Source organism: Lentzea sp. NPDC036949 (assembly GCF_055608075.1).
Genome location: NZ_JBVJRA010000006.1, coordinates 445,416 through 471,373 on the forward strand (window position 1 = coordinate 445,416; position 25,958 = coordinate 471,373).

The 25,958-nt window shown below is 71.6% G+C and carries 28 protein-coding genes; 11 read left to right on the forward strand and 17 right to left on the reverse strand.

Annotation, left to right across the window (positions count from 1 at the left end):
* Window positions 1-10 precede the first annotated feature (10 nt).
* The 6 genes from ACZ7CD_RS19960 to ACZ7CD_RS19985 are packed head-to-tail and all read left to right on the forward strand — an operon-like array spanning window position 11 to window position 5,636.
* Window positions 11-784 carry an alpha/beta fold hydrolase gene (locus ACZ7CD_RS19960; protein WP_458431593.1) on the forward strand — a complete coding sequence of 258 codons (774 nt, stop codon included), beginning with the start codon at window positions 11-13 and terminating at the stop codon, window positions 782-784.
* Window positions 781-1,296 carry a holo-ACP synthase gene (locus ACZ7CD_RS19965; RefSeq protein WP_360393479.1) on the forward strand — a complete coding sequence of 172 codons (516 nt, stop codon included), beginning with the start codon at window positions 781-783 and terminating at the stop codon, window positions 1,294-1,296. Before ACZ7CD_RS19960 ends, ACZ7CD_RS19965 begins: the two co-directional genes overlap by 4 nt.
* The gene (locus ACZ7CD_RS19970) at window positions 1,287-2,315 is read left to right on the forward strand and encodes a right-handed parallel beta-helix repeat-containing protein (RefSeq protein ID WP_470379445.1); all 1,029 of its coding nucleotides are present in this window, start codon (window positions 1,287-1,289) and stop codon (window positions 2,313-2,315) included. Before ACZ7CD_RS19965 ends, ACZ7CD_RS19970 begins: the two co-directional genes overlap by 10 nt.
* Window positions 2,316-2,328: 13 nt before the next feature.
* Window positions 2,329-3,267, forward strand: a complete 939-nt coding sequence (locus tag ACZ7CD_RS19975; RefSeq protein ID WP_470379446.1) for an ABC transporter ATP-binding protein — start codon at window positions 2,329-2,331, stop codon at window positions 3,265-3,267.
* A gap of 30 nt (window positions 3,268-3,297) precedes the next feature.
* Window positions 3,298-4,491: an ABC transporter permease gene (locus ACZ7CD_RS19980; protein ID WP_360393471.1), complete on the forward strand. Its 1,194-nt coding sequence runs from the start codon at window positions 3,298-3,300 to the stop codon at window positions 4,489-4,491.
* The gene (locus ACZ7CD_RS19985) at window positions 4,488-5,636 is read left to right on the forward strand and encodes an ABC transporter permease (protein ID WP_360393469.1); all 1,149 of its coding nucleotides are present in this window, start codon (window positions 4,488-4,490) and stop codon (window positions 5,634-5,636) included. Before ACZ7CD_RS19980 ends, ACZ7CD_RS19985 begins: the two co-directional genes overlap by 4 nt.
* A gap of 149 nt (window positions 5,637-5,785) precedes the next feature.
* Here ACZ7CD_RS19985 and ACZ7CD_RS19990 read toward each other — a convergent pair whose 3' ends face one another.
* The 9 genes from ACZ7CD_RS19990 to mbhE form a co-directional block, all read right to left on the reverse strand.
* Complete coding sequence (locus tag ACZ7CD_RS19990; RefSeq protein WP_470379447.1) at window positions 5,786-6,949, reverse strand: FG-GAP-like repeat-containing protein; 1,164 nt, start codon at window positions 6,947-6,949, stop codon at window positions 5,786-5,788.
* A 1-nt stretch (window position 6,950) separates the two neighbouring features.
* Entirely contained in the window at window positions 6,951-8,264 is a 1,314-nt protein-coding gene (locus tag ACZ7CD_RS19995; protein WP_360393464.1) for a VCBS repeat domain-containing M23 family metallopeptidase, read from the reverse strand.
* Window positions 8,265-8,482: 218 nt separating this feature from the next.
* Window positions 8,483-8,800 (reverse strand): monovalent cation/H(+) antiporter subunit G, encoded by a 318-nt coding sequence (gene mnhG, locus ACZ7CD_RS20000; RefSeq protein ID WP_470379448.1) that lies wholly within the window; start codon window positions 8,798-8,800, stop codon window positions 8,483-8,485.
* The gene (locus tag ACZ7CD_RS20005; RefSeq protein WP_360393459.1) at window positions 8,797-9,066 is read right to left on the reverse strand and encodes an MrpF/PhaF family protein; all 270 of its coding nucleotides are present in this window, start codon (window positions 9,064-9,066) and stop codon (window positions 8,797-8,799) included. Before ACZ7CD_RS20005 ends, mnhG begins: the two co-directional genes overlap by 4 nt.
* Window positions 9,067-9,072: 6 nt before the next feature.
* On the reverse strand, window positions 9,073-9,561 hold the full coding sequence (locus ACZ7CD_RS20010) for a Na+/H+ antiporter subunit E (protein WP_470379449.1): 489 nt from the start codon (window positions 9,559-9,561) through the stop codon (window positions 9,073-9,075).
* Between the two features lie 14 nt (window positions 9,562-9,575).
* Window positions 9,576-10,952, reverse strand: coding sequence for a complex I subunit 5 family protein (locus ACZ7CD_RS20015; protein ID WP_470372352.1), 1,377 nt, complete (start codon window positions 10,950-10,952; stop codon window positions 9,576-9,578).
* Window positions 10,953-10,957: 5 nt separating this feature from the next.
* Window positions 10,958-11,395: a sodium:proton antiporter gene (locus ACZ7CD_RS20020; RefSeq protein ID WP_470372353.1), complete on the reverse strand. Its 438-nt coding sequence runs from the start codon at window positions 11,393-11,395 to the stop codon at window positions 10,958-10,960.
* Window positions 11,392-11,856 (reverse strand): MnhB domain-containing protein, encoded by a 465-nt coding sequence (locus tag ACZ7CD_RS20025; protein WP_360393448.1) that lies wholly within the window; start codon window positions 11,854-11,856, stop codon window positions 11,392-11,394. Before ACZ7CD_RS20025 ends, ACZ7CD_RS20020 begins: the two co-directional genes overlap by 4 nt.
* The gene (gene mbhE, locus ACZ7CD_RS20030; protein WP_458431586.1) at window positions 11,853-14,141 is read right to left on the reverse strand and encodes a hydrogen gas-evolving membrane-bound hydrogenase subunit E; all 2,289 of its coding nucleotides are present in this window, start codon (window positions 14,139-14,141) and stop codon (window positions 11,853-11,855) included. The genes ACZ7CD_RS20025 and mbhE overlap by 4 nt, the downstream gene beginning before the upstream one ends.
* Before the next feature lie 113 nt (window positions 14,142-14,254).
* On the opposite strand from mbhE, the gene ACZ7CD_RS20035 reads away from it, so the two are divergent.
* On the forward strand, window positions 14,255-14,749 hold the full coding sequence (locus ACZ7CD_RS20035) for a cation:proton antiporter regulatory subunit (protein WP_360393443.1): 495 nt from the start codon (window positions 14,255-14,257) through the stop codon (window positions 14,747-14,749).
* A gap of 10 nt (window positions 14,750-14,759) precedes the next feature.
* Here ACZ7CD_RS20035 and ACZ7CD_RS20040 read toward each other — a convergent pair whose 3' ends face one another.
* The 3 genes from ACZ7CD_RS20040 to ACZ7CD_RS20050 form a co-directional block, all read right to left on the reverse strand.
* A complete protein-coding gene (locus tag ACZ7CD_RS20040; RefSeq protein WP_470379450.1) occupies window positions 14,760-15,725 on the reverse strand; it encodes a universal stress protein in 966 nt (321 codons plus the stop codon).
* A 51-nt stretch (window positions 15,726-15,776) separates the two neighbouring features.
* Entirely contained in the window at window positions 15,777-16,247 is a 471-nt protein-coding gene (locus tag ACZ7CD_RS20045; RefSeq protein WP_360393439.1) for a TraR/DksA family transcriptional regulator, read from the reverse strand.
* Window positions 16,248-16,372: 125 nt separating this feature from the next.
* Window positions 16,373-17,581, reverse strand: coding sequence for a PucR family transcriptional regulator (locus ACZ7CD_RS20050; protein WP_470379451.1), 1,209 nt, complete (start codon window positions 17,579-17,581; stop codon window positions 16,373-16,375).
* A 320-nt stretch (window positions 17,582-17,901) separates the two neighbouring features.
* Here ACZ7CD_RS20050 and ACZ7CD_RS20055 point away from each other — a divergent pair, with 320 nt between their 5' ends.
* On the forward strand, window positions 17,902-18,369 hold the full coding sequence (locus ACZ7CD_RS20055; protein WP_470379452.1) for a hypothetical protein: 468 nt from the start codon (window positions 17,902-17,904) through the stop codon (window positions 18,367-18,369).
* Here the strand turns inward: ACZ7CD_RS20055 and ACZ7CD_RS20060 are convergent.
* A complete protein-coding gene (locus tag ACZ7CD_RS20060; protein WP_470379453.1) occupies window positions 18,319-19,191 on the reverse strand; it encodes a LysR family transcriptional regulator in 873 nt (290 codons plus the stop codon). The two genes, ACZ7CD_RS20055 and ACZ7CD_RS20060, sit on opposite strands and share 51 nt — an antisense overlap.
* Window positions 19,192-19,329: 138 nt before the next feature.
* Between ACZ7CD_RS20060 and ACZ7CD_RS20065 the strand changes: the two genes are divergently transcribed.
* Window positions 19,330-20,187 (forward strand): NAD-dependent epimerase/dehydratase family protein, encoded by an 858-nt coding sequence (locus ACZ7CD_RS20065; RefSeq protein WP_470379454.1) that lies wholly within the window; start codon window positions 19,330-19,332, stop codon window positions 20,185-20,187.
* A gap of 12 nt (window positions 20,188-20,199) precedes the next feature.
* On the opposite strand, the gene ACZ7CD_RS20070 is transcribed toward ACZ7CD_RS20065, so the two are convergent.
* Complete coding sequence (locus tag ACZ7CD_RS20070; protein ID WP_360393424.1) at window positions 20,200-20,802, reverse strand: class F sortase; 603 nt, start codon at window positions 20,800-20,802, stop codon at window positions 20,200-20,202.
* On the reverse strand, window positions 20,799-21,911 hold the full coding sequence (locus ACZ7CD_RS20075; RefSeq protein ID WP_470372362.1) for a vWA domain-containing protein: 1,113 nt from the start codon (window positions 21,909-21,911) through the stop codon (window positions 20,799-20,801). The genes ACZ7CD_RS20070 and ACZ7CD_RS20075 overlap by 4 nt, the downstream gene beginning before the upstream one ends.
* A 213-nt stretch (window positions 21,912-22,124) precedes the next feature.
* Here ACZ7CD_RS20075 and ACZ7CD_RS20080 point away from each other — a divergent pair, with 213 nt between their 5' ends.
* Window positions 22,125-22,679: a hypothetical protein gene (locus tag ACZ7CD_RS20080; RefSeq protein WP_360393418.1), complete on the forward strand. Its 555-nt coding sequence runs from the start codon at window positions 22,125-22,127 to the stop codon at window positions 22,677-22,679.
* 109 nt (window positions 22,680-22,788) lie between these two features.
* The gene (locus ACZ7CD_RS20085) at window positions 22,789-23,313 is read left to right on the forward strand and encodes a hypothetical protein (protein ID WP_360393415.1); all 525 of its coding nucleotides are present in this window, start codon (window positions 22,789-22,791) and stop codon (window positions 23,311-23,313) included.
* A 108-nt stretch (window positions 23,314-23,421) separates the two neighbouring features.
* Here the strand turns inward: ACZ7CD_RS20085 and ACZ7CD_RS20090 are convergent, their stop codons facing one another.
* Both ACZ7CD_RS20090 and xynC read right to left on the reverse strand, forming a co-directional pair.
* Window positions 23,422-24,411, reverse strand: coding sequence for a bacteriocin fulvocin C-related protein (locus ACZ7CD_RS20090; protein ID WP_470379455.1), 990 nt, complete (start codon window positions 24,409-24,411; stop codon window positions 23,422-23,424).
* 268 nt (window positions 24,412-24,679) lie between these two features.
* Window positions 24,680-25,951: a glucuronoarabinoxylan endo-1,4-beta-xylanase XynC gene (gene xynC, locus ACZ7CD_RS20095; protein WP_470379456.1), complete on the reverse strand. Its 1,272-nt coding sequence runs from the start codon at window positions 25,949-25,951 to the stop codon at window positions 24,680-24,682.
* Window positions 25,952-25,958 lie beyond the last annotated feature (7 nt).

The following is a 25,958-nucleotide window of genomic DNA, read 5'->3' on the forward strand; positions in this document are numbered from 1 at the left end:
GAGCTGCCCGATGACGGTCTTCACCGCCGACCACCGGCCCGCGGCGGGCGGGCGACCGCTGGTGGCCTTCATGTCCGCCCTGTTCGCGGGTGGCTGGATCTGGGACCACCCGTTCACCGCCCTCGCCGACGCCGGGTGGCCGGTGCTGCGCACCGAAGAGCCCATCTGCGGCGTGGACGCGAAGATCGCGGGTTCCATCGAACGCCTCGGGGACGCCCTGATGGAGTCCGTGGACGCGGCCGGCGCGGAGGAGGTCGTGGTCTGCGCGAACTCCCTGGGAGGTCTGGTCGCCATCGACCTCGCCGGCCGTTTTCCTGACCGGGTGAAGGCCATCGCGGTCAGCGGTGCGCCCGGCCTGAGCGCCGACCCCGACGTGGGCCTGAACATGGACCGGCGCGGCGACGTGCGGTTGCAGGGCGAGCAGTTCCGCGACCGCATGCTGGCCGCCCTCTTCCACGGTGAGCCGCTGTTCACCGACGAGCAGGTGGAGTCGACCGCGCAGCTGCTGCGCCAGGGTTCCGCGATGGTCGCGATGGCCCGCAGCATCCGCGCCACCAGGACCTACCGGGTCGACCCGGCGATGGACAAGGTCACCTGCCCGTCGCTGTACGTCTGGGGCCGCCACGACCGCATGACGCCGATCGAGCCGTGGCTCGAACTGGTGCCACGGCACGCGAACACCGAGTTCGTCACCGTCGAGGACTGCGGGCACATCCCGATGATCGAGCGCGGCGAGGTCTACACCGCCGAGCTGCTGCGGTTCCTCGGCGAGGTCACCGGGTGACCGCGCCGCCGATGCTGTTCGGGGTGGACGTGGTCGACGTCGCCAGGGTCACCCGCGCCATGTCCTACAGCGGGCCCGCCTACACCCGGCACGTCGCCTCCCCCGGTGAGCGGGACCTGCACGCCGACCCCGGCCTCGCCACCGCGGCCGCGGTGGCGGTGAAGGAGTGCCTCGTGAAGGCGGTCGGCGGCCGGCCGCGCGGGTTCTCGTGGCACGACTTCGAGGCGTGCGGCGAGGCGCCGCCGCCCGGTGCGGAGTGGGCGGACGCGCTGCTGGCCGCCGCCGTGCCCGAGGTCGAGGCGGCCACCAGGGTCTCGATGACCGAGCGGTGCGCCTACACCGTGTTCGGCGCCAGCGGTTCGGCCGCACTGGCGCGGCTCACCGAGCGGTCCGCGGAGCCCGGCGACGGCGCGGCCGTCGCGGGCATGGCCCGGTGGGGTTTCCGCGGTGACCTGATCGTCGCCCTTGCCATACTGATCGCCACGCCGAGAGGAGCGCTGCGATGTCCGTGACCGAGGTCACGACCGAAGTCCGCATTCACCCGGGGGACTCCGTCCAGGAAGCGCTCGACGGCTGCGCACCGGGCGCGGTGCTGCACCTGGCGGAGGGGACCTACGAGGGCAGCCTGGTGATCAGCCGCCCGGACGTGGCGCTCATCGGCGCGGGCGCCGGCCGCACGGTGATCGTGCCCGGTGCCGTCGCGCCCAGTGCCGTGCCGGCACTGCACGACGCGCCCGCCGACGTGGTCAGCGGCATCACCGTGCACGACGTGTCCGGTGTGACCGTCGAGGGCCTGACCGTGCGGGGCTTCTCCGGGGCGGGCGTCTACGCGCACACCGCCACCGGCTTGCGGCTCGTCGACGTCGAGTCGGCCGGCAACGCGGTGTGGGGCCTGTACGTGCGCGAGTCGGCCGCGGTGGAGGTGTTGCGCTGCCGTGCGGAGGGCAGCCAGTACGGCGGTATCGCGCTGGCGTTCTGCCCGGCCGCCGACGCGGTGATCGCCGACAGCGAGAGCACCGCCAACGCGTTCGGCGTGTTCGTCGACAACTCCAGTCGCGCGCGGGTGCTGCGCAACCGCTGCCACGGCAACGCGGCGGGTGTCCTGCTGCTGCACCAGACCTACGAGGGTGAGCTGCCCGGCGGCGTCGCCGACGTGCTAGTCGCGGACAACGACATCACCGGCAACACCCTGGCCTCCGGTGGCGACGAGCCCGGCGTGCTCGGTTTCGCCGGACCGCCGATCTCCGGCGTCGGCATCGCCGCCATCGGCGTCCAGCGCGTCGCGGTCGTCGGCAACCGGTTGCACGGCAACGAACCCACCGGTCCGTCGGTCATGGGCGCCGCGCTGGTGCTGGCCTCGTCCGCGGACTGGGGCGGCTCCGACTCGACCGACAACTCCTTCGAGTGGAACACCATCACCGGCAACAGCCCGTTCGACCTGCAGATCGGCACCGACCCCGGCAACCAGCGCTTCCGCAACAACGTGGTGGGCGCCTCCCAGCCGGAGCGGATCGACGGGTGCGGATCTTGATCGAGAGGACGACATGACGCCTGCGCTGGTGTGCGAGCGCCTGGTCAAGCGCTACGGCGACAAGACGGTGGTCGACCGGGTCGGCTTCCACATCGACGAGGGGGAGGCGTACGGGTTGCTCGGTCCCAACGGGGCCGGCAAGACCACGACCATCTCCATGCTCGTCGGGTTGCTGCGCCCGGACGAGGGTTCGGTGCGGGTCGGCGGCATCGACGTCGACGAGGACCCGATCGCCGCCAAGCGGCTCATCGGGTACGTGCCGCAGGAGATCGCGCTGTACCCGGAGCTGACCGCCAAGGAGAACCTGCGCTACTTCGGCAGGCTCCACGGCCTGCCGCGGCGTGAGCTGACCTCGCGCATCGGCGAGGTGCTCGACCTGGTCGGCCTGACCGGTCGTGGCGACGACAAGGTGGACACCTACTCCGGCGGCATGAAGCGGCGCACCAACATCGCCGTCGCCCTGCTGCACCGGCCGCGCCTGCTCATCCTCGACGAGCCGACGGTCGGCGTGGACCCGCAGAGCCGCGTCGCGATCCTGGACCGCGTCGAGGCGCTGGTCGGCGAGGGCATGAGCCTGCTCTACACCTCCCACTACATGGAGGAGGTGGAGCGGGTGTGCACGCGGGTCGGGATCATCGACCGGGGCCGCGTGGTCGCCGACGGGACCAAGCGCGAGCTCGTCGCCGAACTGGGCGGCACGGACCGGGTGGAGCTGACGCTGGACGGTGACGTCACCGCGGCGTCCGAGAAGCTGCGTGCCGTGGAAGGCGTGTCCGAGGCGGTGGTCACCGGGTCGTCGTCGATCCGGTTGCTCGTCGCCGACGGGCGGCACCTGCTGCCCGCGCTGCTGGCCGCCGTCGGTGACGCGGGAGCGGTGACCGGTGTCGAGGTCGTCGAACCCGACCTCGAAGCGGCGTTCTTGCACCTCACCGGCAGCACCCTGCGGGACTGACGCGGACCGGGCTAGGGATGGGCGAAAACCTTGGGTAAGAGCACTTTGCGTGCCCTGCTGGTCGTGGGCGGCCATGAGCTGCGGTCGCGGCTGCGGGACGGCACGGCGCCGTTGATCGCGCTCGTCGCGCCGATCCTGCTCGCGACGATGTTCGGGTTGGCGCTGGGCGGTGACGACGACCCGCCGCTCAAGGCGACCATCGGCGTGGTCGACCTCGACGGCGGTGAGTTCCCGGCGAGCGTGCAGCGCGAGGCGCTGAACACCGACGAGCTCAAGGGCGTGCTGACCTTCCGCCAGTACCCGGACGAGGCCGCGGCGCGCCGTGCGGTCGACGGCGGCGAGTCGGGTGCGGCCCTCGTGTTCCCCGCCGGGTTCAGCGAGGGCGTCGGCGCGGGCCGCGGCGGGCAGGTGGCCGTGCTGGAGTCACCCGAGTCGCCGCTGGCGGGTGTGGTGGCGCGCAGCATGGTCGACCGGATCTCGGCCCTGGTCGAGGCCAGGACGCTGGCCGTGCGCGCCTCGCTGGAGGCGGGCGTGCCCGCTGACCGGGTGCAGCTGTTCGTCGAGGAGAACGGCAAGGCCGGGCCGGCGCTGTCATTGGTCGGCGACCCGGTCGCGGGCGGGCGGGTCGACCTGGCTGTGCACTACGGCGCGGGCATGGCGGTGATGTTCGCGTTCTTCGTCGTCGGCACCACCGCCCGCAGCCTGCTCAGCGAGCGGCAGAACGGCACGCTCGACCGGATGCGCGCCGCCCCGGTGCCCCTGTGGACAGCGCTGGTGGGCAAGAGCGCGGTCGGGTTCGGGCTGGCGCTGGTCAGCATGTGCGCGACCTGGCTGTCGTCCGTGCTGATCTTCGGCGCGAGCTGGGGCAACCCACTCGGGGTGTTCGGGTTGCTGCTGGCGCACGTGTTCGCGGCGACAGCGATCGTGATGCTGGTGGCCAGCCGCGCGAAGACCGATGCGCAGGCCGACGGCTACACGCTCGGCGTGGCGTTCGTGTTCGCGTTCCTGGGCGGCAGCATCGTGCCCGTCTACAACCTGCCCGAGTGGCTGCGCGGCATCTCGCTGATCACGCCCAACGGGTGGGTGTCGGCGGGCCTGTCGGAACTGGCGGGCACCGGCGCGGGACCGTCCGCCGTGCTCGTGCCGATCGCCGTGGTCACCGGCATCGGCGTCGTCGCGGGCACGGTGGCGTTGCTCGGCTTCCGCAAGGGCAGGTTCGCATGAGTCCCCGTCCCGTCACCGCGCTGGTGCTGGCCAACCTGAAGCGCCAGCTGCGCGACAAGGTCGGCATGTTCTTCATCGTCGTCATGCCGTTCGTGACGATCGTGTTCGTCGGTCTGGCCCTGGGTGGCGACGCGGCGGACGCGAAGCTGCCGGTGGCCGTGGTCGCCGACACCTCCGACCCGGTGTCGGCGGCCGTGGTCGCCGAGCTGGAGTCCGACCAGGCGCTGGAGGTGCGGCGAGCGGAGTCCGCGCAGGAGGTCCGCGACGACGTCCGCCGCGGCGAGCTGGCCGCGGGGCTGGTCGTGACACCGGGCGACACCGAGCTCGAACTGGTCATGACCCAGACCAGCGGCAGCGGCATGGCCGCGCGCAGCGAGATCGACGTGGCGGTCGGCAAGGTGGCGGCGGTGCTGGAGGCGACCCGCGCGGCACGGGCGGCGGGCGCGTCATCGGAGCAGGCCGAGCAGTACGTGCGCAAGGCGAAGGAGGAGTCGGTGGCCGTCACCGTCGCCTCGACAGGAGGCGACGAGCCCGCCAAACCGACCGGCTTCGCCTACACCGCACCCGCGAACCTGCTGCTGTTCACGTTCGTCAACTCGATGGCCGTCGCCGCCGCACTGGTCGAGAGCCGCCGCATCGGCATGGTCCGCCGCTCCCTGGCCGCACCGGTGCGGCGGAGCCAGGTGCTGCTGGGCGAGGCGCTGAGCCGGTTCGCGGTGGCGCTCGCGCAGTCCCTGCTGATCATCGTGGTGAGCCGGTTCCTGTTCGACGTGCGGTGGGGCGACCCGCTGGGCGTGGGCGTGGTCGTCGCACTGTTCTGCCTCATCGCCACGGGCGCCGCGATGCTGGTCGGCGCCTTGGTGCGCTCACCGCAGCAGGCACCGGCCATCGGTCCCCCGGTCGGCATCGTGCTGGGCATGCTGGGCGGCTGCCTGTGGCCGCGCGAGGTGGCCGGCGAGGTGCTGGGCACGATCGGCTACCTGTTCCCGCACTCGTGGGCGATGGACGCGCTGCTCACCCTGTCCCGTCCGTCGGCGGGGCTGGGGTCGGTCCTGGTCGAGGCCGGGGTCCTGGCGGGCATGGCGGTGGTGGTGCTCGGTGTCGCGCTGGTGGTGTTCCAGCGACGGGCGCTGGCGTCGGTGTAGGCGGGTGGGGTGTCGCCCCGGGCACCGGGACGCTCCCGGCGAACGGGTGGCCCGGATCTTGGCCGGCCTGCGCCGGTTCGGCCCTGTCGACCAGGTGCCGCGGGCACGGCGTGAGGCCGGCCCCCGCGAGGGGTGCCGGCCTCACGCCGTCAGTTCGCCGCCAGGTCCCAGCCGGTCCAGCCGTGCCCGATCTGCGTGCCGACGCCGAACCCGCCGGTCCCGGTGCCGATCCACTGCCAGAGCGTGTTGTCCGACGTGCGGATGGCCACGAGGTCGGCTTTGCCGTCGCCGTTGACGTCCATCGACGTCATCTGCCGGAACGCGTTCCAGCCCTGCCCGACCTGCACCGCGGTGGCGAAGTCGGCGCCGCTGCGCTTCCAGAAGAACAGCTCACCGGCGGTGTCGGTCGCCCAGATGTCGCCGTCACCGTCCCCGTCGGCGTCCGCGGCGGTGTGCCGGAACAGCGAAGCCCAGCCCGCACCCACGAGGTCGCGCTCGGCGAACCTGCCGTTGCCGCGGCCGACGTAGAGGTACATCTTGCCGCCGTCGCGGGCCAGGATGTCGGTTCGGTTGTCGCCGTTCACGTCGCCGAACGCGACGTTCTCCATGGACGCCCAGCCGGTGCCGACGGTCGCCGCCGCGGCGAAGGTGCCGTCGCCGCGGTTGTTCCAGTAGTAGAGCGTGCCGTCGCTGATGGCCCACAGGTCCGCCCAGCCGTCGGCGTTCGAGTCGCCGATGCCGATCCGGGTGAACTTCCCCCAGCCCACGCCGAGTTGCACGCCGGCCGCGAACCCGCCGCCGGCACGGCCCTTGTAGATCCACGCGTTGCCGTTCGGGTCCACCCCCAGCGCGTCGTCGTACTTGTCGCCGTTCACGCTCTTGGACGCAAGCACTGGCGCCGGTGGAGAGCCGATGGCCGCGCGGGCGTCGTCCACGAACTCCTTGTAGCGGCCGGACTTGTAGGTCGACCACGGCGTCCAGTCCGTGCCCTGGTCGGAGATCCGGTATGCCTCCCGCGCGTTGCACGCGGCGTTGTAGGCGCAGGAGTCGCTGACCTCGGGGTGCCAGTAGTCGTTGATCTGCCAGAGGCCGCGGTCGACCGAGCTGTGGCTGTCGCTGTTCACGTACCGGGCGAGCGGGTCGCACCGGGACTCCGCCATGCCGACCGCCACCGCGACGACCAGCTTCTCACCGGTGAACCCGGCGGTGCGGCCGTTGGACACGCACAGGTCGATGTCACCGGCGGCCTGAGCGGGCAGGGCGAAACAGGTCAGAGCGGCGGCCGTGGCCAGGAGTCCGGGCAGGATGCGCACGTCAGTTCACCGCCAGGTCGAAGCCGGACCAGCCGTGGCCGATCTGCGTCGCCCTGCCGAACCTGCCCGCGCCGCCGCCCAGCCACTGCCAGAGCGTGTTGTCCGACGTGCGGATGGCCACGAGGTCGGCCTTCGCGTCGCCGTTGACGTCCATCGACACGACCTGGCGGAAGCCGTTCCAGCCGCTGCCGACCTGCTCGCCCGTCGCGTAGCCGCCGGAGTCCTTGCGCCAGAAGAAGAGCTCGCCCGAGCCGTTGGTCGCCCAGATGTCGCCGTCGCCGTCCGCGTCGGCGTCACCGCCCGTGTGCCGGGCGTAGCCCGACCAGCCCTCGCCGAGCAGCGACCGCGCGGAGAACGCGCCACTGCCCTGTCCGGTGTAGACGTACATCTTGCCGCCGTCGCGGGCGAGGACGTCGGTCTTGTTGTCCCCGTTGATGTCCACGAAGGACACGTACTCGTAGGCGTTCCAGCCGGGGCCGATCACGCGGGCCACGGCGAACGTGCCGTCGCCCCGGTTGTTCCAGTAGTGCAGCGAGCCGTCGCGGATTGCGAACAGGTCGGCCCAGCCGTCGGCGTTGGAGTCGTTCACGGCGATGCGCGAGAAGTCGTTCCAGCCGGTACCGATCTGGACAGCGGCGTCGAAGCCCCCGCCCGCCCTGCCCTTGTAGAGCCACGCGTTGCCGGAGGGGTCGATGCCGACCGCGTCGTCGTACCTGTCGCCGTTGACGCTCTTGGCCGCGCGGTTGACCGTGCCGCAGTTCTGGCTGACGTACGTCTCGGTGCCGCCGGCGTAGTCGAACGGGTCGCCGTGGAACGAGGCCGGCCGGATGTAGTCGGGATAGCTCTGGCCGCTTCCCCGGTTGCGGAACTCGAAGTGCAGGTGGGCGGACAGGCCCGAGGTGTTGCCGTCGGTGTTGCCGACCGTGCCGATCACCTGGCCCTGCCGCACGGTGTCGCCGTCGTGCACCGACTTCTTGTCGAGGTGCGCGTACAGCGTCGAATAGCCGCCGCCGTGGTCGATCTCCAGGTAGTTGCCGTAGGCGGAGGTCTCGCCACCCTCCGCGCTCACGGTGCCCGCCGCCGCGGCGAGCACGGGCTCACCGAGGTCCTCGTTGCCCGAGGTGCCGGACATGTTCCAGTCGATCTCGTTGTTGCGGTGCGCGCTGCTGGCACCGGAGTTGCCCACCCACGAGGTGCCGCAGATGAACGGCAGCTCGAGTGCGGGAGCGGCGGCCTGGGCGGTGGTGGGCACGAGCACCAGCGCGGCGACGGTGGCGGTGACGCCGGCGACCGCGCTGCTGATTCTGAGTAACATCGCGCAATTTCCGTTTCTTCCGGGAGATGAATCCCTGGATTACACGGAAATGACCTACACGGACCCTACACGCGCAGATGGCGGACTTCAGCCGGTCCACGGGCGACCACGCGTGTCGATCACGGTGACGTCCCGCGGAACGCCGAAGACGACGAGCAAGGCCTTCGACCTCGAGACCTGCGATCAACGAACGGCTCTGACCTACCTCGACGCAGGCCCTAGTCCCCCTGCTCGCCCTCCTCGCCCCGCCGCTGACCACGGCGGTGGGCCGCGCGGGCAATCGCGTGGCTGGACACGGGCGAGGTCAGCGCGATGAACACGATCGCGAGCACGGCGAAGGTGATCGTCGCGGCGTCCTCGGTCGCGACCGAGGACGCGAGGATCGCGATCACACCGGGACCGGTGGCCAACCCCTGGGCGTGCAGCTGGCCGTAGGTGCCGGGCAGCCGCAGGACGCCGACGAGGCTGATCGTGAGCAGCACCAGACCGAGCAGCAACAGCACACCGCCGACCACGTCGAGCACGACCGAGATCATCCGAACGGCCCTCCCCTGTCGAGGTACCGAGCCGTGGCCACGGTGGCGACGAAGGACATCAGGGCGAGCGCCACCGCGGCGTCGAGGTAGTACGGCTGGTCCCTCACGAAGCTCAGCAGGGCCAGCAACGCGATGACGACCACCGCCAGGAGGTCGAGTGCGACGATCCGCTGGAGCACGTCACGGGCGCGGGCCAGCACCAGGCCGCCGGCGACCAGCAGCAGTGTCACCCAGATGAGGGCGGGGACGATGACGAAGGCAGGCATGGGCGGTCAGGGGAACACGCGGCGCTGGCGCCGCTCGTAGGAGTCGGTCTGCGCGGCGATCACGGCATCGGGATCACGCGCGTCGAGCACGTGCAACAACATCGTCCCCTTCCGCTCGTCGATCTCGACGACGACGGTGTCCGGCACGAACCCGACCCTGATCCCCCAGGCCGCCGCCGCGGACGGCCCGCTGGGCGGTATCGGCACCTCGACGAGGCCACCGTGCGGCAGACCTCGCCCGACGAGGCACCGCACGGTGTCCCACGTGCCCTTCGCCAGGTCCACGACCGTCCCTCCGATCAGCGCCGGCACACCGGCCAGCCTGCGCGGCAACGACGAGCTCGGCGCCGACTGCGACGAGCTCACCCTGGCGGCTGCCACCACCACCAGGGTCGAGAGCACCAGGCCGGTGGCGACGTCCCCCGGATGCAGGCTCGTCAGCACCAGCAGGTAGATCGTGGTGAGCACGACGACACGGACCAGCAGTGCGAGCATCCCTACCTCCCTCGTCATCCCGGGGCACCGGCCAGCAGGGCGTCGACCGCCTGACCGCTGAGCGCGAGCAGCGGTTCCGGCCACAGGCCGGTGGCCAGCACGAGCAGGGCCAGCACGGCGGTGATCAGCCGCTGCGGCAACGGGCTGCGCGCACCGGCCAGCGGCGGGCCTTCGCGCCAGAAGCGGCGTTGGTAGACCTGGAACAGGTACACCAGCGAGAGCACGCTGCCGGCCACGAGGAGCACGACGAGCGCGACGCTGCCGGCCACGACCCCGGTGCGGAACAGTTCGAGCTTGCCGACGAACCCCGCTGTGGGCGGCACCCCCGCCACGCTGAGGGCCCCGATCGCGAACGCGGCAGCGACCAGCGGCCCGCGCGTCCCGGAGGCCAGGAACAGCAACGCCTTGTTCAGCGAGTTGACCACGCTGTAGAGCACCGCGGCGGTCAGCCCGACCGGTCCGCCCACCCCCAGGGCGACGAGCACGTACCCCACCTGTCCGATCGCGGAGTAGGCCAGCATCTCGGCGGTGTCGCCGCGACCGATGGCCAGCACCCCGCCGTAGACGATCGACACGGCACCCAGGACGGCGAGCGCCACTCCCGTCAGCCGCAGCTGTTCCGGGAAGATCCCGGCGCCGAAGCGCAGGAGGCCGTAGGCGCCGATGTTCGCCACCGCACCGCTGAGGATGGCCGCGACGGCCGGCCGGGAGCCGGCGTAGACGGTCGGCAGCCAGAAGTGGAACGGGAACAGGCCCAGCTTCACGCTGAACGCGATGAAGAACCCGGCCGCGATGAGGATCGCGGCGTTGGGGTTCACAGTCAGCATGCGCTGGGCGACCTGGTCCATCGCGAGGGTTCCGGTCACCCGGTACGCACCGGCCACGGACAGCAGGAAGATGAACGAGCCCAGGAGGTTCACCGCGGTGAACACCAGCGCGGCCCGCAGCTGGCGCCGTTTGCCCCCGTAGGCGCTGAGCGCGTACGACGCGGTCATGGCCAGTTCGAAGAAGACGTAGAAGGTGAACACGTCGGCCGTGACGAACAGACCGGTCAGCCCGGCGGCGAGCAGCACGACCAGACCGGGGAAGGTCCGTGACCGCACCCGGCCGATCGCCTCGTGCGCCGCGCCGGCCAGCAGCACGAGCACCGAGAGCCACGCGAACGCGACGCCCAGTGCGTCCGCGCGCAGCACGATGCCGACGCCGGGCGCCCAGCCACCGGTGACGACCTCGCTGCCGCCCCCGGTGAACACCTCGACGGCGAGGACGCCCAGCACGGCGAGCGTCACCAGGAGCGACACGACGGCAAGCCAGGTCACCACGCGCCGGCGCCCGTCGAACGCGACGAGCAGGACACCCGACACCCACGGCACGAGGAGCGCGACCGACATCAGCATCAGCGGACCAGCCCGTCCTCGGTGTGCGGCTCCCACTCCTCGTCGGGTCCGTTCTCGACCTCCTCGCGTTCGGCCCGCCGTTCCGCTTCCAGCCCGGCGTCGTGCTCGGACTCGGTCGCGGCCAGTTCGTCCTGCTCGGTGGTCCGGAAGACCACGATGGCCCGGTGCACCAGGGCGAACAGCATCGCCACCGTTGCCAGGCCGATGACCAGGGCGGTCAGCGCGAGCGCCTGGGGCAGCGGATCGCTCACCAGGTCACCGGGCCGCACCGCGATCGCCGCCTGACCTCGGCTCAGGCTCGACGCGAGCAGCGTGACGACGGCGCACTGCGAGATCAGCATGATGCCCGCCACCATGCGGATGAGGTCCCGTTTGAGCAGCAGGTAGGCGCCGGAACCGAACAGGACGGCGGCGGTGAGGGCGAAGGCGAGGATCACCGCGTGCGCTCCCCTCTCGGCCGGGCCAGGTGGTGCACCAGGATCGTCAGCACACCGACGACCAGCAGGAACACCCCGATGTCGAACAGCAGCGGGGTGAACAGCTCCAGTGCGCCGATCTTGACGACGTGTTCTCCTGGGCCGGGGCGGTGCGACACCGGCGGCCGGCCGAGCGCGAGGGGGAAGAACCCGCTGGCGAGAGCGAGGAGCAGACCACCCACGGCGAGCTTCGGCGCGTGGCGCAGCAACGGCAGCGCGGACTCCGCCGCCTCGGCCCCGAGGGCCACGTAGACCAGCGAGATCGCGAGCGCCACGATCACCCCGGCGGCGAAGCCGTCACCCACCTCGGCGTAGCCCTTGACGATCAGCGCGGCCGCGACCACGACGCTGGGGCCGGGCAGCCGCCGGGCGACCACCCGGACCACGGAGTCCGGGGTGTCGTCGTCGTCACCGGGGCTCACCACAGCCGCCCGCGCCGGATCAGGGTGGCCACGCCGACCACCGCCGCGAGCAGGACCGTGATCTCCACCAGGGTGTCCAAGCCGCGGAAGTCGGCCACGATCACCGTGACGACGTCGCCGCCGTGCGCGTCCGGTGTGAGCCGGATGTGCTCCGCGGACACGCTGTCCGGCGCCGGCTGGGACAGGAAGCCCCACACCGACACGAAGACGGCGAGCCCTGCGACGGCACCCGCGAGTGCGTCGCGCCGGCGTCGCCTGCGCAGCGGGACGGCCGGGTCCCGCACCGGGTGGGCGTCGGGCATCCTGGCCAGTGCCGCGACGAAGACCAGGGTCAGCATGGTCTCGACCACGACGGCGACCAGCGCGACGTCCGGGGCGCCGAGCAACGCGTACTGCGCCGCCAGTGCGAAGCCGACCACGGACAGGGCCAGCGCCACGGCGATCCGGGAACGGGACCTGGCGATGACCGCGGTCGTGACGACGACCAGCCCGAGCAGCGGCAAGATCACCCAGTCGACCCCCGCGACCGGGCCGACGACGTACGCGCCCGCGGTGGGGGTGGCCGCGAACGCCAGTCCGATCAGCACACCGGCCGGAACGAGCACCGCGGCGATGCTGGTGCGCAGGTCCCGCACCTCGCGGTCGTGCAGCACGGACGACAGCCGGTCCAGCCCGTGCAGCGCCGCCTCGTAGGCCCGTCTCGGTCCCCACCGCTCCCCCGCCGCAGCCACGGCCAGCGACACCCGGCCCGTGACCCGCGGCAGGGCCAGCAGCAGCCCGCCCAACCCCCACGCGGCGAGCGCCATCAGGTTCTCCGGGCGCGCGTCGAGGTGGTAGGCCGGGGACAGGGCGACCTGTTCTCCGGCAGAGACCCCTGCCGCGTCCTCCGCCAGCCGCGCGAACGGTTCCACCACCACGCCACCGATCACCGCGATCACGGCCAAGATCGCGACGGGGGTGACGAGCAGTCCGGAGGAGGTGACCACCTCGCCGCGCCGGGGCCCGAGGAACAGCGCCGTCCAGAACCGGCCGATGTAGGCGAACGTCAGCACCGCGGCGAGAACGGCCAGCGCGGCGGTCATCGGTCCGTGCTCCAACGCCGCGGTGAAGAACAGCTCGTCCTTGAAGAACCCGACTGTCAGCGGCAGCGCGGCCAGCGTTGCCGACGCGGCTCCGGCCGCGACGGCGAGCACGGGCATGCGGCGGCCGAGGCCGCCCAGCCTGGACAGCCGGTCCTCGCCGGTGGCCGTGGTGACCGCGCCCGCGGTCATGAACAGAGCGCTCTTGGCCACGCCGTGCGCCAGCACGTAGAACGCCGCGGCGCCGTTGCCCGCGGCTCCCCCGATGCCGTACATCATGACCACGTAGCCGTACTGCGAGATCGTGGAGTACGCGAGCACCTGCTTGAGCCGGTCACGCCGCAGTGCCAGCACCCCTCCCACGACCACCGACGTCGCCCCGACGACCAGCAGGCCGGTCAGCACGGCCTCGGTGCGGGCCAGCAGCGGGTGCACCCGGCCGATCACCAGCACACCGGCCGCGACCATCGCCGCCGAGTGCAGGTAGGCCGACACCGGGGTGGGCGCCGCCATCGCCCTGGGCAGCCAGAAGTGCAGCGGGACCTGGGCGCTCTTGGCCAGCGCTGCCACCGCCAGCAACGCGCCCGCGACGGCGGTGGTCGTCGAGGAGTCGTTGTGCGCCAGCAACTCCGGGATGGAGAACGTGCCGTGCCGCGCGTAGAGCAGCACCGCGGCCACGAGCATCGCCACGGCCGCGATCACGGTGACGAGCAACGCCATCAACGCCGAGGTCCGCGCTTCGCGATCAGCCCGGTCGAACCCGATGAGGAAGTACGAGCACACCGCCGTCAGGTCGAAGAACACGAACACCAGCACGAGGTCCTGAGCGGTCGCCAGGCCCACCATGGACACGGCGAACAGCAGCATCCACGGCCAGAACCGCCACCGCTCCACCACCGATCGGCGTTGGTGCTCCAGGTGCAGGGTCAGGTAGCGCGTGCCGTAAGCGAAGACGAGGGCGCCGACACCGGTGGCCAGCAACCCGTACAGGGCGCTGAGACCGTCGAAGGTGAAGCTCAGCCGCAGATTCAGGCTCGGGGCCCAGGGGGCGGAGAACCCGCCGCCTCCGGCCAGCCAGCCGAGCAGGCACAGCACGAACCCCGCGGCCGCGGCGGCGCAGGCCGTCCACCCCTGCCAGTCGGCAGCCGGCTCGGCACGGGTCTCGCCGTCGTCAGGTGGTGCCGCGCCTCCGCTTCGCACGGTCACGGCAACTCCTTCCGCAGGCGGCGGACGCTCCCGACCGTACTGGGTCCCAGACGGGTGCGCATCCGCTGTGAGCGCGTGTTGCCCGGTACCAGAGCCTGTGCCAATGTCGAGTCATGGACGTCCCGGTGCGCAGGCGTGACTTGCCAGGGCTGGGCAAGCTGTTCGAGATCGGCTGCACGAGCGGTGGCCGAGTCGCTGTCGTCGTGCAGAACAACGGCACGCGTCACCTCTACACGTTCGAAGAGGACGCGGAGGCGGCCAGCAGTGCCGTGCAGCTCGACGAGCTCCAGGCGCGGACGCTCGGTGCCGTGCTCGCCGGTGTCTACTTCGAACCGGCCGGTGGCAACCACGACGCACCCGCCGTGTTCGGCGCGGTGGCGATCGACTGGCTGACCGTGGAGCCGGAGGCCCGGTCCCTGTCGGTCAGCGAGCTGGGGCTGGACGGCCACGCCTCGGCGACGCTGGTCGCCATCGTGCGGGGCGAGCAGACCGTCATGAAACCGGAGGGTCACGAGCTGACGCGCTCCGGCGACCAGCTCCTCATCGTCGGGCACCGCGCCGACATCGCGGAGGTCCGCGCCAGGCTGCTCGGCGCCGCACAGGGCTGAGTCCGCGGCCCTACCAGTTCGCCGGTGGGTCGCTGGCCGGGAACGAGTCGCGGCCCCACACCTCGACGAGGTCGACCACCGGCGGGTCGGCGCCGATCACCGCGACCGGGCAGCGAGCGCCGTCGACGACCTGCTGGCTGACCGAACCGAGCAGCATCCCGCGCCACGCGCCGCGCCCACGGGTACCGATGACGACCAGCCGCGCCGCCGCAGAAGCGGTCACCAGCACGCGCTCGGCGGGACCGTCTTCGACGGCGGTGACGACGTCGAGGTGCGGATGTGCCCGGCCGACCGCTTCGCGCCCCTCCTCCGCGATGTTCCGCGCGGCGAGGAGCCGCCGGTCGGAGCCGTCGCCCGCGGACACGTCCCCGCCCGTGGCGGTGACGATCAGCAGCCCGCTCGACGTCGCGGCGGCGTGGTCCGCGGCGAAGCGCAGTGCCGCGGCGGCTTCCGGCGAACCGTCGAACCCGGCCACCACCTCGGGTGTGGCACCGGCGGGCCGGGGGCGGCCGTCGGACCTGACCACGACGACGGGGCAGCGGGCGCGGGCCGCGACCGAGAAGGCCACCGACCCGAGGAGCACCGACAGGGCCCGGCCGAACCCGCGGCTGCCGACGACCAGCAGCCCGGCGCTCGCGGCGGCGTCGGCCAACGCGTCGGCCGGCGCGGTCGCCAGGGTCACGCCCGACACGTGCAGGCGGGGCTGGAGGGCCCGCGCCTCGGCCACACCCGCGGCGGTCACCTCCTCGTCGGCTTCCAGCCCGCGGGGTGACGGGTCGAGAAGACCGGGAGCAGGCCCGAGCGTCATCCCCGGGTAGTTCGCGGCGTTCATCACCACCAGCGGCACCCGCCGCCGGGCGGCTTCCTCGGCCGCCCACGCCAGCGCCACGCGGGCGTGCCGTTTGCCGTTGTAGCCGACCACGACCGGCCGCTGCCGGAGGTGACCGAGGTGCTGTCCCAAGTGGTCGGAGTTCATCGCTCACTCCCTTCTGGTGCAACAGGAGCCGGTTCGGCGGAGGTCATCCGGTCACCTGGTTCCGCTGGACGTCAGGCAGACCGATGAGTTCGGCCGGGTGGTGCCACGAGCCCAGGAGGAACGTGCTCGGTGCCGCCTGACCGGCCGACCACGACGGGACTGCTCGCCCGTGTCGTCGTGCCGGCAGGCCGGGCAGAGCCGCAGCTGCGGAATCGCCTCCAGCAGACGGAACGGGATGTCCGCGTGGCAGGTCTGGCAGCGGCCGTAGGAACCGATGTCGATGCGCAGGAGGGCGATCTCGATGTCGGTGAGCGCGATCCTGGCAGCGGCGGTGATCTGTTCGGTCACCTCGCGCAGGGCGTGGTCGCCGGGCAGGGGGGCCGGTGCGTCGAGCTCCGCGAGCTGCTCGCGCCGGAACGCCCTTTCCCGCTCCAGCCGGTCCTTCAACGCGGGCAGGTGGCCGGTGAGCCGGTTGTGTTGCGCGGTCTGCACGATCGACACGCTGTGCATGGCACGACGCACGTCAACCTCCTTCGTCGAGGACTTCGGCCGGTTGACATCAACTCTGCCCCGCGCACCCCGGGTTCGGCAGCGCGTCCGGCCGGTCAACTCGTCCGTGATCAGGTTGCCGACCGTCGGCAACCTGATCAGGCCCCGTCGGTGGTCTCGTCTCCCGGCCAGCCGAGCAGCCTCGCGCCCAGCACGCTGGTGTGCAGGGTGAACCGGTGGCCGGGGTCGGTGGGGTCGTAGCCGGTCAGCGCCTTGATCCGGCCGAGCCGGTAGGTGACCGCGCGCACGGACAGGTGCAGCCGCCGAGCGGTCTCGGTCGCCACGTCCCCGGTGGCGAAGTAGGTCTCCAGGGTGGCCAGCAAGGGCTCCGCACCGCCACGGGCCTTCCGGAGCGGACCCAGGACGGCGTTCACCAGGTCGACGATCGCCGGCTGGTCACGCACCAGCACGCGGTAGACGAGCAGCTGCTCGGCCCGGATCACCGGGGTGTCCAGGTGCAGCCGCGCCGCCATCGTCAGCGCTTCGCGCGCCTCCTCGTAGGAACGCGCGATGCCGTAGGACCCCGGGTACGCCCGGCCCACGGCCACCCGCCACGGCCTGCCCCGCGGCAACCGGTCGAGTTCGGCGAGCATCAGCGAGCCCAGGTCCAGCGCTTCGGACTCCCCCGGTGCGAGCACGACCACCAGTCCGTCCTTCGCCGCGACGAGGACGTCGCGGTCGCCGAGGAGGTCCAGCACGAGGCGTTCCAGCGAGCTCGTCGCCGCGTCGGCGTCCGGCAGCCGCCGCCGCGGTGCGGCCAGCGCGACCTGGTGCGGCCGGGTCAGGTCCAGGCCGAAGGGTTCCGCGCGCTCCACGACGCCACCGACGTCGGCATCACCGCGCAGCAGGTCGTCGACCAGCTCCCGCCGCAACGCCTCCTCGCGCCTGACCATCTGGCGCCGCGCGGAGTTGTACCCGTCCGCGAGGATCGCCACCGCGTCGGCGACCGCGTGCATCACCGCCTCGGCGGCGGCACGCACGACCTCGCTGTCGGTGGAACGGGCCACCACCGGGAGTTCCCGCCACAGCCGCCAGGACGCCGACAGGTACAGCTGCACCGCGGTACCGGCCGACACCCCCAGCTCCGCGGCACGGCGCCCGAGCGCCTCGACCGCCTCCAGCTCCGAACGCCGCGGCCGGCGCCCGTTCGCGGCGGCGTCGGCGAGCAACGGCAGGAAGTCGCCCAGCAGCTCGACCGGCACGTCACCCGCCGCGGCACTCACGTCCCTGGCGACCGCGGCCAGCCAGGCGTCACCGAGCTCGTCCGGGTCCGCCTTCCGGCTCCCGCGCCGGCCCTTGGGGGTCATCGAGGCACCTCGCCACACTCCCGGCGGATGCTGATCGCTTGCCGCGTCATCGGAACCCCCGACCCGTCTCGAACCCGGCCCCGCCCGTCACGCGGCCCGCGCGACGAGGTCCTGACCTCGCGCCGTGCCGACCGGCTCGACAACGCTGTTGTGGCGCAGCTGAAGCCGATCGGCGAGCTCGCGCACATCGGGACCCCCGATGTGCGCCGGCCTCCAGCGCGACCATATGGGCGTTGCCGGGCGTCGGCAAACTGATCTCGCCCCACTCGACCGACGGGCGCTCCTGCTTTTCCCCGCCCCCGCACGCATGGTGGAAGCAGATGAGCACGCACATCTCGACCACACCTCCGGAGGAAGAGCTCACCGCAATGGACACGAACACGAAGACGTCGTCGCCCGGCCGCAGGGCACCGCTCGATCACGGCAACCCCTGGAACTCGGAACGGATCATCGCGCTCAGCCTGACGCCCGGAGCACCGATCAAGCACCTGGCCGTGTTCCTGGCGTCGGGCCTCGCGTTCCTCGTCGTCGGCCTGCTCTCGGGCACGGTGTACTGGGTCCTCGGTGTCGTCATGTTCATCATCGGGATCATCGCGCGCCACATGTCACCTGTGCCGGCAGGACGCTCGCGCAAGGGTGCGGCTCCGGCACCCAGGAGGCCATCAGCGGGCAGGGCACCGGTGTCCCGACCGGCTTCCCCGCGCTGCACGGCGTCTCGGCCGTCGCGCTCGCCGGGATCAGGGCGCCAGGCTCACCGCGGCGTCGGCGAAGGTGTCGACGAGGGGTGACCGGCGGGTCGCGAGCCAGGCCAGGCACACCTGGTTCGGCGCGATGTCCTCGACCGGGATGCCGATGACGTCCTGGCGGGTGTAGAACAACGCCGCCGACCGGGGGATGACGCAGATCCCCGCTCCGGCGGCGACCAGTTCCAGCTTCTCCTCGACGCTGTCCACGCGCGGCACCTCCGGGCGGTCCCGCTTGCGCAGTTCCAGGGCGATGTCCCGCCACTCCGGGACGGCGGCGGGGTCCTGCAGCAGGTGCTCGTCGGCGAGTTCGGTGACCGACACGGACTCCTTCCCTGCCAGCCGGTGACCGGCGGGCACCATCACGACGCGGGGTTCGGTGAACAGCGGCCGCACGGTGAGCCCGCGCTGGTCGACCGGCAACCGGACGATGCTGACGTCCACGCGGCCGTCGTGGACGACCTCCACCTGGTCGTGCCAGCTCGTGCGCAGCAGCCGGACGCTGACCTCCGGCCGGTGGCGGGCCAGCGCCCGCACCGCCGGGGTGACCACGATGCCCGGCATGAAACCGATGGTGAGCACCGGCTTCGCCCCGGCCGCTGCCGTGACGCGGCGGTGCGCGGCTTCGGCCGCTGCCAGCAGGTCGCGGGCGTCGGCGAGGAGCTGTTCGCCCGCCGCGGTGAGGACCGTGCTCCGGCGGTCGCGGACGAACAGCGCCGTCCTCAGCTCGTCCTCGAGGGCGCGGATCTGGCGCGACAGCGCGGGCTGGGCGATGTGCAGCCGCGCGGCGGCCCGCCCGAAGTGCAGCTCTTCTGCCACGGCGACGAAATACCGCAACCTGCGCAGGTCGAAGTCCACGTCGCTCACCACCTCCGGTCCGATCGCCCCATCATCGCAGGCCGGTGATGCCGACGCGGCATCACAGCGCGCGGAACGGGTCTTGGACGCATCCCGGGTGCCGGGGCCACCGTGGAGGAGCAGCAGAACGCGGAGGAAGGAACAGTCATGAGGGTCTTCGTCACCGGTGGGTCGGGTTACATCGGCCGCGCGACGATCGGCGAGCTGGTGCGCGCCGGGCACGTCGTCGAGGCGCTCGCCCGCAGCGACCGCGCCGAGGCGACCGTGGCCGCGGCCGGTGCGAGCGCGGTCCGAGGAGCCCTGACCGACCTCGGCGTGCTCACCCGCGCCGCGGCGCGGGCGGAAGCCGTGGTCCACCTCGCCCAGGCCACCAGCGGAGAGGAGGACCTGGCGGCCGCCACCGCGATGCAGGACGGCGTCGGCGGCGGCACCTACGTGCACACCGGCGGCAGCTGGGTCCACGGCGACACCCACGGCGTGCAGGACGAGAGCGCGCCGTGGAACCCCCCGTCGATCGTGGCCTGGCGCAAGGCCGTCGAAGACGCGGTGCTGGCCAGGGCCGCTGACGGCGGACGGCCGGTCGTCGTGCGCCCCGGCCTGCTCCACGGCGGCGACAACCGCCTGATCGACATCTTCTTCGTCCAGCCGGGCAAGGAGAACGGCGCGATCCCGTACATCGGCGACGGCGGCAACCACTGGGCCCTCGTCCACGTCGAGGACCTCGCCCGGCTCTACGTGGCGGCGCTGTCGGCTCCGGCGGGCTCGGCGTACCTCGGCGTGAGCGGAACCAACCCGACCGCCAAGGAGGTCGCCGAGGCCTGCGCCCGCGGCGCCGGGATCGAGGGGAAGACCGCCTCCCTCGGCATCGAGCAGGCCCGCGAGCAGATGGGCCCGATCGCCGACGCGTTCGCGCTCGACCAGGAGCTCACCCCGGCCAAGGCGCGGCGCGAGCTGGGGTGGACGCCGGTGCACACCGACCCGCTGACCGAGCTCGCCGCCGGATGAACCGGGCGGCGGTCACACGAGGTCGGCGTAGGCGATGACGTTGTCCCCGTAGTCGCCGGTGGCCGAGTCGAAGGCGCCACCGCAGGTGATCAGGCGCAGCTGCGGGGTGGTGGTCTCGCCGTAGACGGTGTCGGTGGGGAAGCGGTCCTTGGGGACGCGGTCGACCCGGCTGATGGCGAAGGTCGCGGTGCTGGTGTCGTGGCGGACGACCTCGACGCGATCACCGGACTTCAGCTTGGCGAGGTCGTGGAAGATGCCGGGCTGACCGCGGCCGTCGACGTGGCCGAGCAGAACGGCGGGGCCGGTGTCGCCGGGTGCGGGGCCGTGTTTGTACCAACCTGCCTGGAGGGGTTGGTCCAGCGGTGGGACCTCGGCGGTGCCGTCGGGGTTGAGCCCCAGCGGGATCAGGGTGGAGCGGGCGCCGAGGGCGGGGATGCGCACCTCGACCGGTGCCGCGGCGGACGTCGTCGGTGGTTGCGCCGCAGCCGGTTGCGCGGCTGGTTGCGCGGCCGGACCGTCGTCGCCGGAGGGCAGGAGCAGACCGGCGGCGAGCAGGCCGGCGATCAGGAGTGCGGCCGCAGTGGCGGCGATGAGCGCGCGCTTGCGGGCGGTCACGGTGCCGCCGTGCCGTCGCCCGTGTCCACGCCCCCGCGCGGGATGACGCTGACCTGCCGGTTGCCGGGCAGTGCCGCCGTCGGCGGCGGGCTGCCGGGACTGGTCGGGGTGGCGCTGGTGGTCGGGACCGCCGTGGTGGTGCCGGGCGCGGGTTCGCGGATGATCACGTTGGTGCAGTCGGTGACCTTCCCCCGTCCCGCGTGGTCGGTGCCGTGGGCGGTGACGCACAACGGGTGGTTGCCCACGTCCAGCGGCGGGGTCTCGACGGTGTAGCGGACCTGGCGCGGACCGGGCTGGGGCAGCGCCGGGGTGATGTCGGTGATCGGCAGCTCCGGCCCGCCGTCCACGGTCAGCGTCAGGCGCTGCAGCTCGGAGGGGAACAACGTCCCCAGCACGGCCGGCAGGTCCCCCACCTCGGAAGCTTTGACGCACGTGCCACCGGTGGCGTCCGCCATCCGTTTGAGGCTGCGCGGGCCGTTGCCGCACTCGGCGTCCGGACCGAACGCCACGGTGTGGATGTCCACCCGCTCCGGCACCTGGGACAGCGCGCCCTCGAAGTTCTCCAGGGCGTGGTTGTCGCGGCCGTCGGACAGGAAGATCATGAGAGATCGGGGCTCCGTCGTCGCGTTCGCGGCCTCGGTGCCCGCCCTCAGACCGGCGGTGAAGTTGGTGCTGCCGTCCTGCCACTGCAGGGCCGCCAGCGCGTTCTGGAACTGCGGACCGGCGGCCTGCCCGGTCCAGAAGACCCGGCCGGTGGTGGAGAACGCGGCGAGGCCGACGGTGCCGACGCCCAGGTACGGCTGCTGCGCCACCTCCCGGTGGAACTGCGCGACGGCCTGCTTCTCCGCGTCCCACCCGGCCTGGCTGAGGCTGCCGGAGCTGTCCAGCACGTAGACCAGTGACGTCCTCGGCGTCGCGGTCCTGGTGCCGATCGACGCCGTGCCGACCACCGTGGTGGTGCCCTTGGGGATCACCGTGTCGGGCAGCGGCGTCTCGATGTCCACCGCGATGCCGATCCCACCGGGCAGCGTGCCGTCCACCGCACTCGCCGGCACACCGCCGGCCACCACCAGCACAGCGGCGGCCACCCCGGCTCCAAGCCTTCTCATCCGTCATGTCCTCACGTCGCGGAATTCGCCCTCCTTCAACGAGCCCGCGACGTATGCGGATATCCGCCGAACGGGTGTATTTCACGCAACACGCAAAAGGGCACCACCGCTCACGCCTGCAGCGAGGAGAGCCAGCGGTTTTTCGCTCATTTGGCGCCCTATTGCGGGATTACAGTGTGATCGGGCCAGGTCCCGGACGTGAGGAGGACTCCGATGGAAACAGCAGGTCTGTTGTCAATGGTGCGGCGGTCCCTGACGGGCGCCGTGGTCGCGGTCGTGATGGCAGCCGGACTCGTCGCCACAGCGTCCACGGCCCAGGCAGCGACCGAGCTGCTGTCCTGCACGGGCAGCGGCGCCAACACGTACCAGCCGGGGGTCACCGCGCAACCCGGGGTCGTCGCCATCAACTCCAGCGCCGACTACGGTTCCTGCGTCTCCACCGGGTCCCCCACCATCACCTCCGGCGGGTACGCGATCGTGGCCAACGGCCTGGTGTCCTGCTTCGGCGGCGGTGTTTCCATCACCGTGACCATCACCTGGAACACCGGCGAGACCACCACCGTGGCCGCAGTCGGGCTCGTGGTGCTGCGTCCCGCGAACGAGGTCGTCGTGGTCTACCAGGGCACGGTGACCGCGGGCAGGTTCACCGGGGCCACCGTCGTGATGACCGCGGCGCTGCTCAACACCACACCGGCCCAGTGCTTCACCCCCGAAGGCGTCACCGGCACCAGCGGCCCCGCGAACATCACCATCACCCAGCTCGCCTGACCCGCCTGCGGACAGCGTTCCAGCACAAGCCGTTCAGCCGATTGAGAGCGGATGAGCGAATCGCAAAACTGGATTCGCTCATCACCATTTTCGGAGAACGGGAATCCTCATGCGTCTGCGTTCATCGATCGTCGCCGTGGTCGGCGGGCTGCTCGGCGCCGCAGGGCTGTTCCACGTACCCGCTTCGGCGTCCGCGGTGGACGTCAACTGCGCACTGGGCACCCAGGTCGGCACCTACTCCCCCGGCATGACGCTGCTGCCCAGGCACATCGACTTCACCGCCACCGGCACGCTGGGCGGCTGCGTGTCCCCCAGCCATCCCGAGATCACCGGAGCGACCTTCACCTCACTGGTCAGCGGCACGTTCAGCTGCCTGGCCGGCTCCACCACCCACACCTCGGCCTACCACTGGAACACCGGGCAGAGCAGCACCGTCCGAGGTGGCTTCGAGGTCAACCTCAAGCCCGGCGGCACCACGGTGCTCGTCCTGACCGGCACCGTGGTCGACGGACTGTTCGCAGGCGCGACCGTCGTCCAGACCAAGGTCCTGCCCGCCACCGACCTCACCGCCTGCCTCACCCCTGAGGGCTTGACCAGCGTCAGCGGCACGGTCACCTTCACCGCAGTCCTCTGAGCCGCCGAACGCCTGGTACCTCCTCTGCCACACGCATGGCCCGTACTCCGGCGAAGTGGCGCTCGCCGGAGTACGGGCCAGGTGGTGCAACGGATCACGCCCGGCGCATCACCGCGTGCAGAGCCCGTTGCAGACGTACAGCCAGAACGCGCAGCAGTCCGTGATGAATGCGCAGTTGTGCAGCTGGTACTCGCAGTGGTCACTACCGGGGCACTCGTCGTGGCACTGGTCCGAGCAGGAGCAGGTGACGTCCAGGTCGTCGTCCTCCTCCACCGGGGAGGAGACCGGGTCCTGCACGGGACCGAGCGTGATGAGCATGGCGTTGGCCTCGTCGCGGCCGAACTGCCGGATGGCCTTCTGCCGCAGTTCCCGCAGGGTTCGGTCGAACTTCGAGCCCGGTTCGGGAACGGAGGTGAAGGTGCACTCGTCGCGCACGATGGCCGTCGCCCGGTCCAGCACCGCGGTTCCGGCCGGGGTCAGTCCCGCGGCGTTCGCACGGTACTGGCTGAGGTGGTCCAGCCAGAGCTGCCGCTTCGTCTCGGGCGGGAGGTGCGGGTAGATCTGCCTGCGGTAGGTCATCGGGTAGGTGGAGAAGTCCGCGTACTGGCGCGGCAGCCGGTGCATGTTCGCCTCGACCCACGCCCGCGACTTGGACCGGCCGCTGCGGGCGAACGCGGGTACCTGCCCGGTGACGGCCAGGCCGGCCACCACGGCGGCACCGACGCCGAGTTGCAGGAACTGCTTGCGCCCCATCACGTCGCCGGCGCCTTCGGCCGGAGGTGCCGCGGAGACGCGGAGCTGTCCGAAGGCCCGGACCACCCGGACCGTCGAACGCAACCCCAGCCGTCGCACCAACGGCACGGCCATGGCCCGGCCCACCCATGCGCGGACCTCGTCCCCTTCGACCCGGAGGAGCGTCGGTGCCCACGGTGCCTCCGCACCCAGGGCCTGTTCCCGCCAGCGCAGAACGTCCGGGTTGCCCAGGGGGCGGACTTCGAGCTTTCCCTCGCAGGCCCGCTCGACCAACCGGGAGATCTGCCGGCACTGCCCGCAGGACCCGTCGAAGGCCAAGATCAAACGTGTTCGTGGTTCGTTCATCGTGCTAACCCCATCGTCGGCATGTCGCCTCGGCGCGGGGAACGTTCAGCGCCCCCTTTCACAGGCAGGGGTGGGCACAACCGCTGATTCCCCGGAGCAGCAACCGTTTGCCGGACTGACGTCGGTAGGTTGATGATCACCGCAACGGACCGACGTTCCACCGAGACCGGGTTCATGGTTACTTCGCCGATCTTGGTTTGTCCACGAACAGTCTTTGTTCACGACGCGGCGGCGTTCTTCACGTTCGACGACGGGATTTGAACAAGCCTCAGTTCAGCACGAACGTCCTGATGCTGCGGGCCGGCAACTGGGCGTTGAAAGTCCCGTTGGACACGGTGAAGTCGTTGTAGTGCGCGAGGGTCGCGGTCGCGCTCGTCAGCCAGGTCGAGACCGTCGCCGAACCGGTGTCGCGCAGGGTGAACACGTGGTCCACCGGTGACGTGTTCTTGTTGATGGCGACGATCACGATCCGTGCCCCGCTCTTGAACGCCGAGATGTAGACGTTCGACTGCGGGTTCGCGGTCGCGGTGATCCGCGAGTAGCCGGGGCGCACCCACTTCGAGAAGTGCGCCATGTTGGCGCCGCGCTTGCTGATCTGGCCGTCCTCGCGCATCGGGCCGTACGAGCGGCGGATGTACCACCACACATAGGTTTGGAAGCGGCCGTCCACCAGCGCGCGGTGGATGTTCTCCCCCACGTCGAGCGCCTGCGGCCACAGGTCGGCGGAGTCGGTGCTGTTCGGGTGGTAGACCTCGGTCATCCACAGCTCCTTGCCGCCGCCCTTCTGCTGGAACAGCGGGTAGGGGAGGTCCGCGGGGCGGGTGCCGTAGAGGTGCGCGCCGATGATGTCCACGTTCGCCAGCGCGGCGGGGTCGTTGAGGATGGGGTCGGTGAGGTTCTTGCGGTATTGGAACGACTCGGGGGCGATGACCCTGGCGTTGATCGAGCCCGCGTTCTCGCGGAGGAACCTGACGATCTCGGCAGGGGTCCACGCCGTCCATTCCTGGGCGTAGTCCGGTTCGTTCTGGACCGAGATGCCGTAGAGGTTCACCCCGTTGTTCGCCATGAATGCGACGAAGTCGTTCAGGTGCTGCGCATAGGCGCCGTAGGAGGAATACCGCAGACGTTTACCGCCGGAGAAGGTCTCGGTCATCGACGCAGGCGGGTTCCACGGCGACGCGATGACCTTGGCGCCGAGCTCGACCGCGCGCCGGGCCGTGGCGACCTCGCGGCTCCAGTTGGCGCGGTCCTCGTGGACGGGGATGCGCAGCACGGTGAACCCGAGCTGGCCCGCGCCGTTGCCGAACGCCGTCTCACGCTGGGCGGCAGTCAGATCACTGGTCCAGACGGTGTGGTTCATCCCGCCGAAGCCCAGGATCGTCTGCTGCACGTTCGACGGTTCGACGACCACCGAGGTGGCTGCCGCGGCCGGCGTCGCCCCCGCCGCCAGCACCGGCAGCGCGGCGCCCGCCACCAGCAGGGTCCGTCGCCGCACGGGCTGCGAACCCGCGGTGTCCGAGTGGTTTCGACGCTCTGCCATGACATCT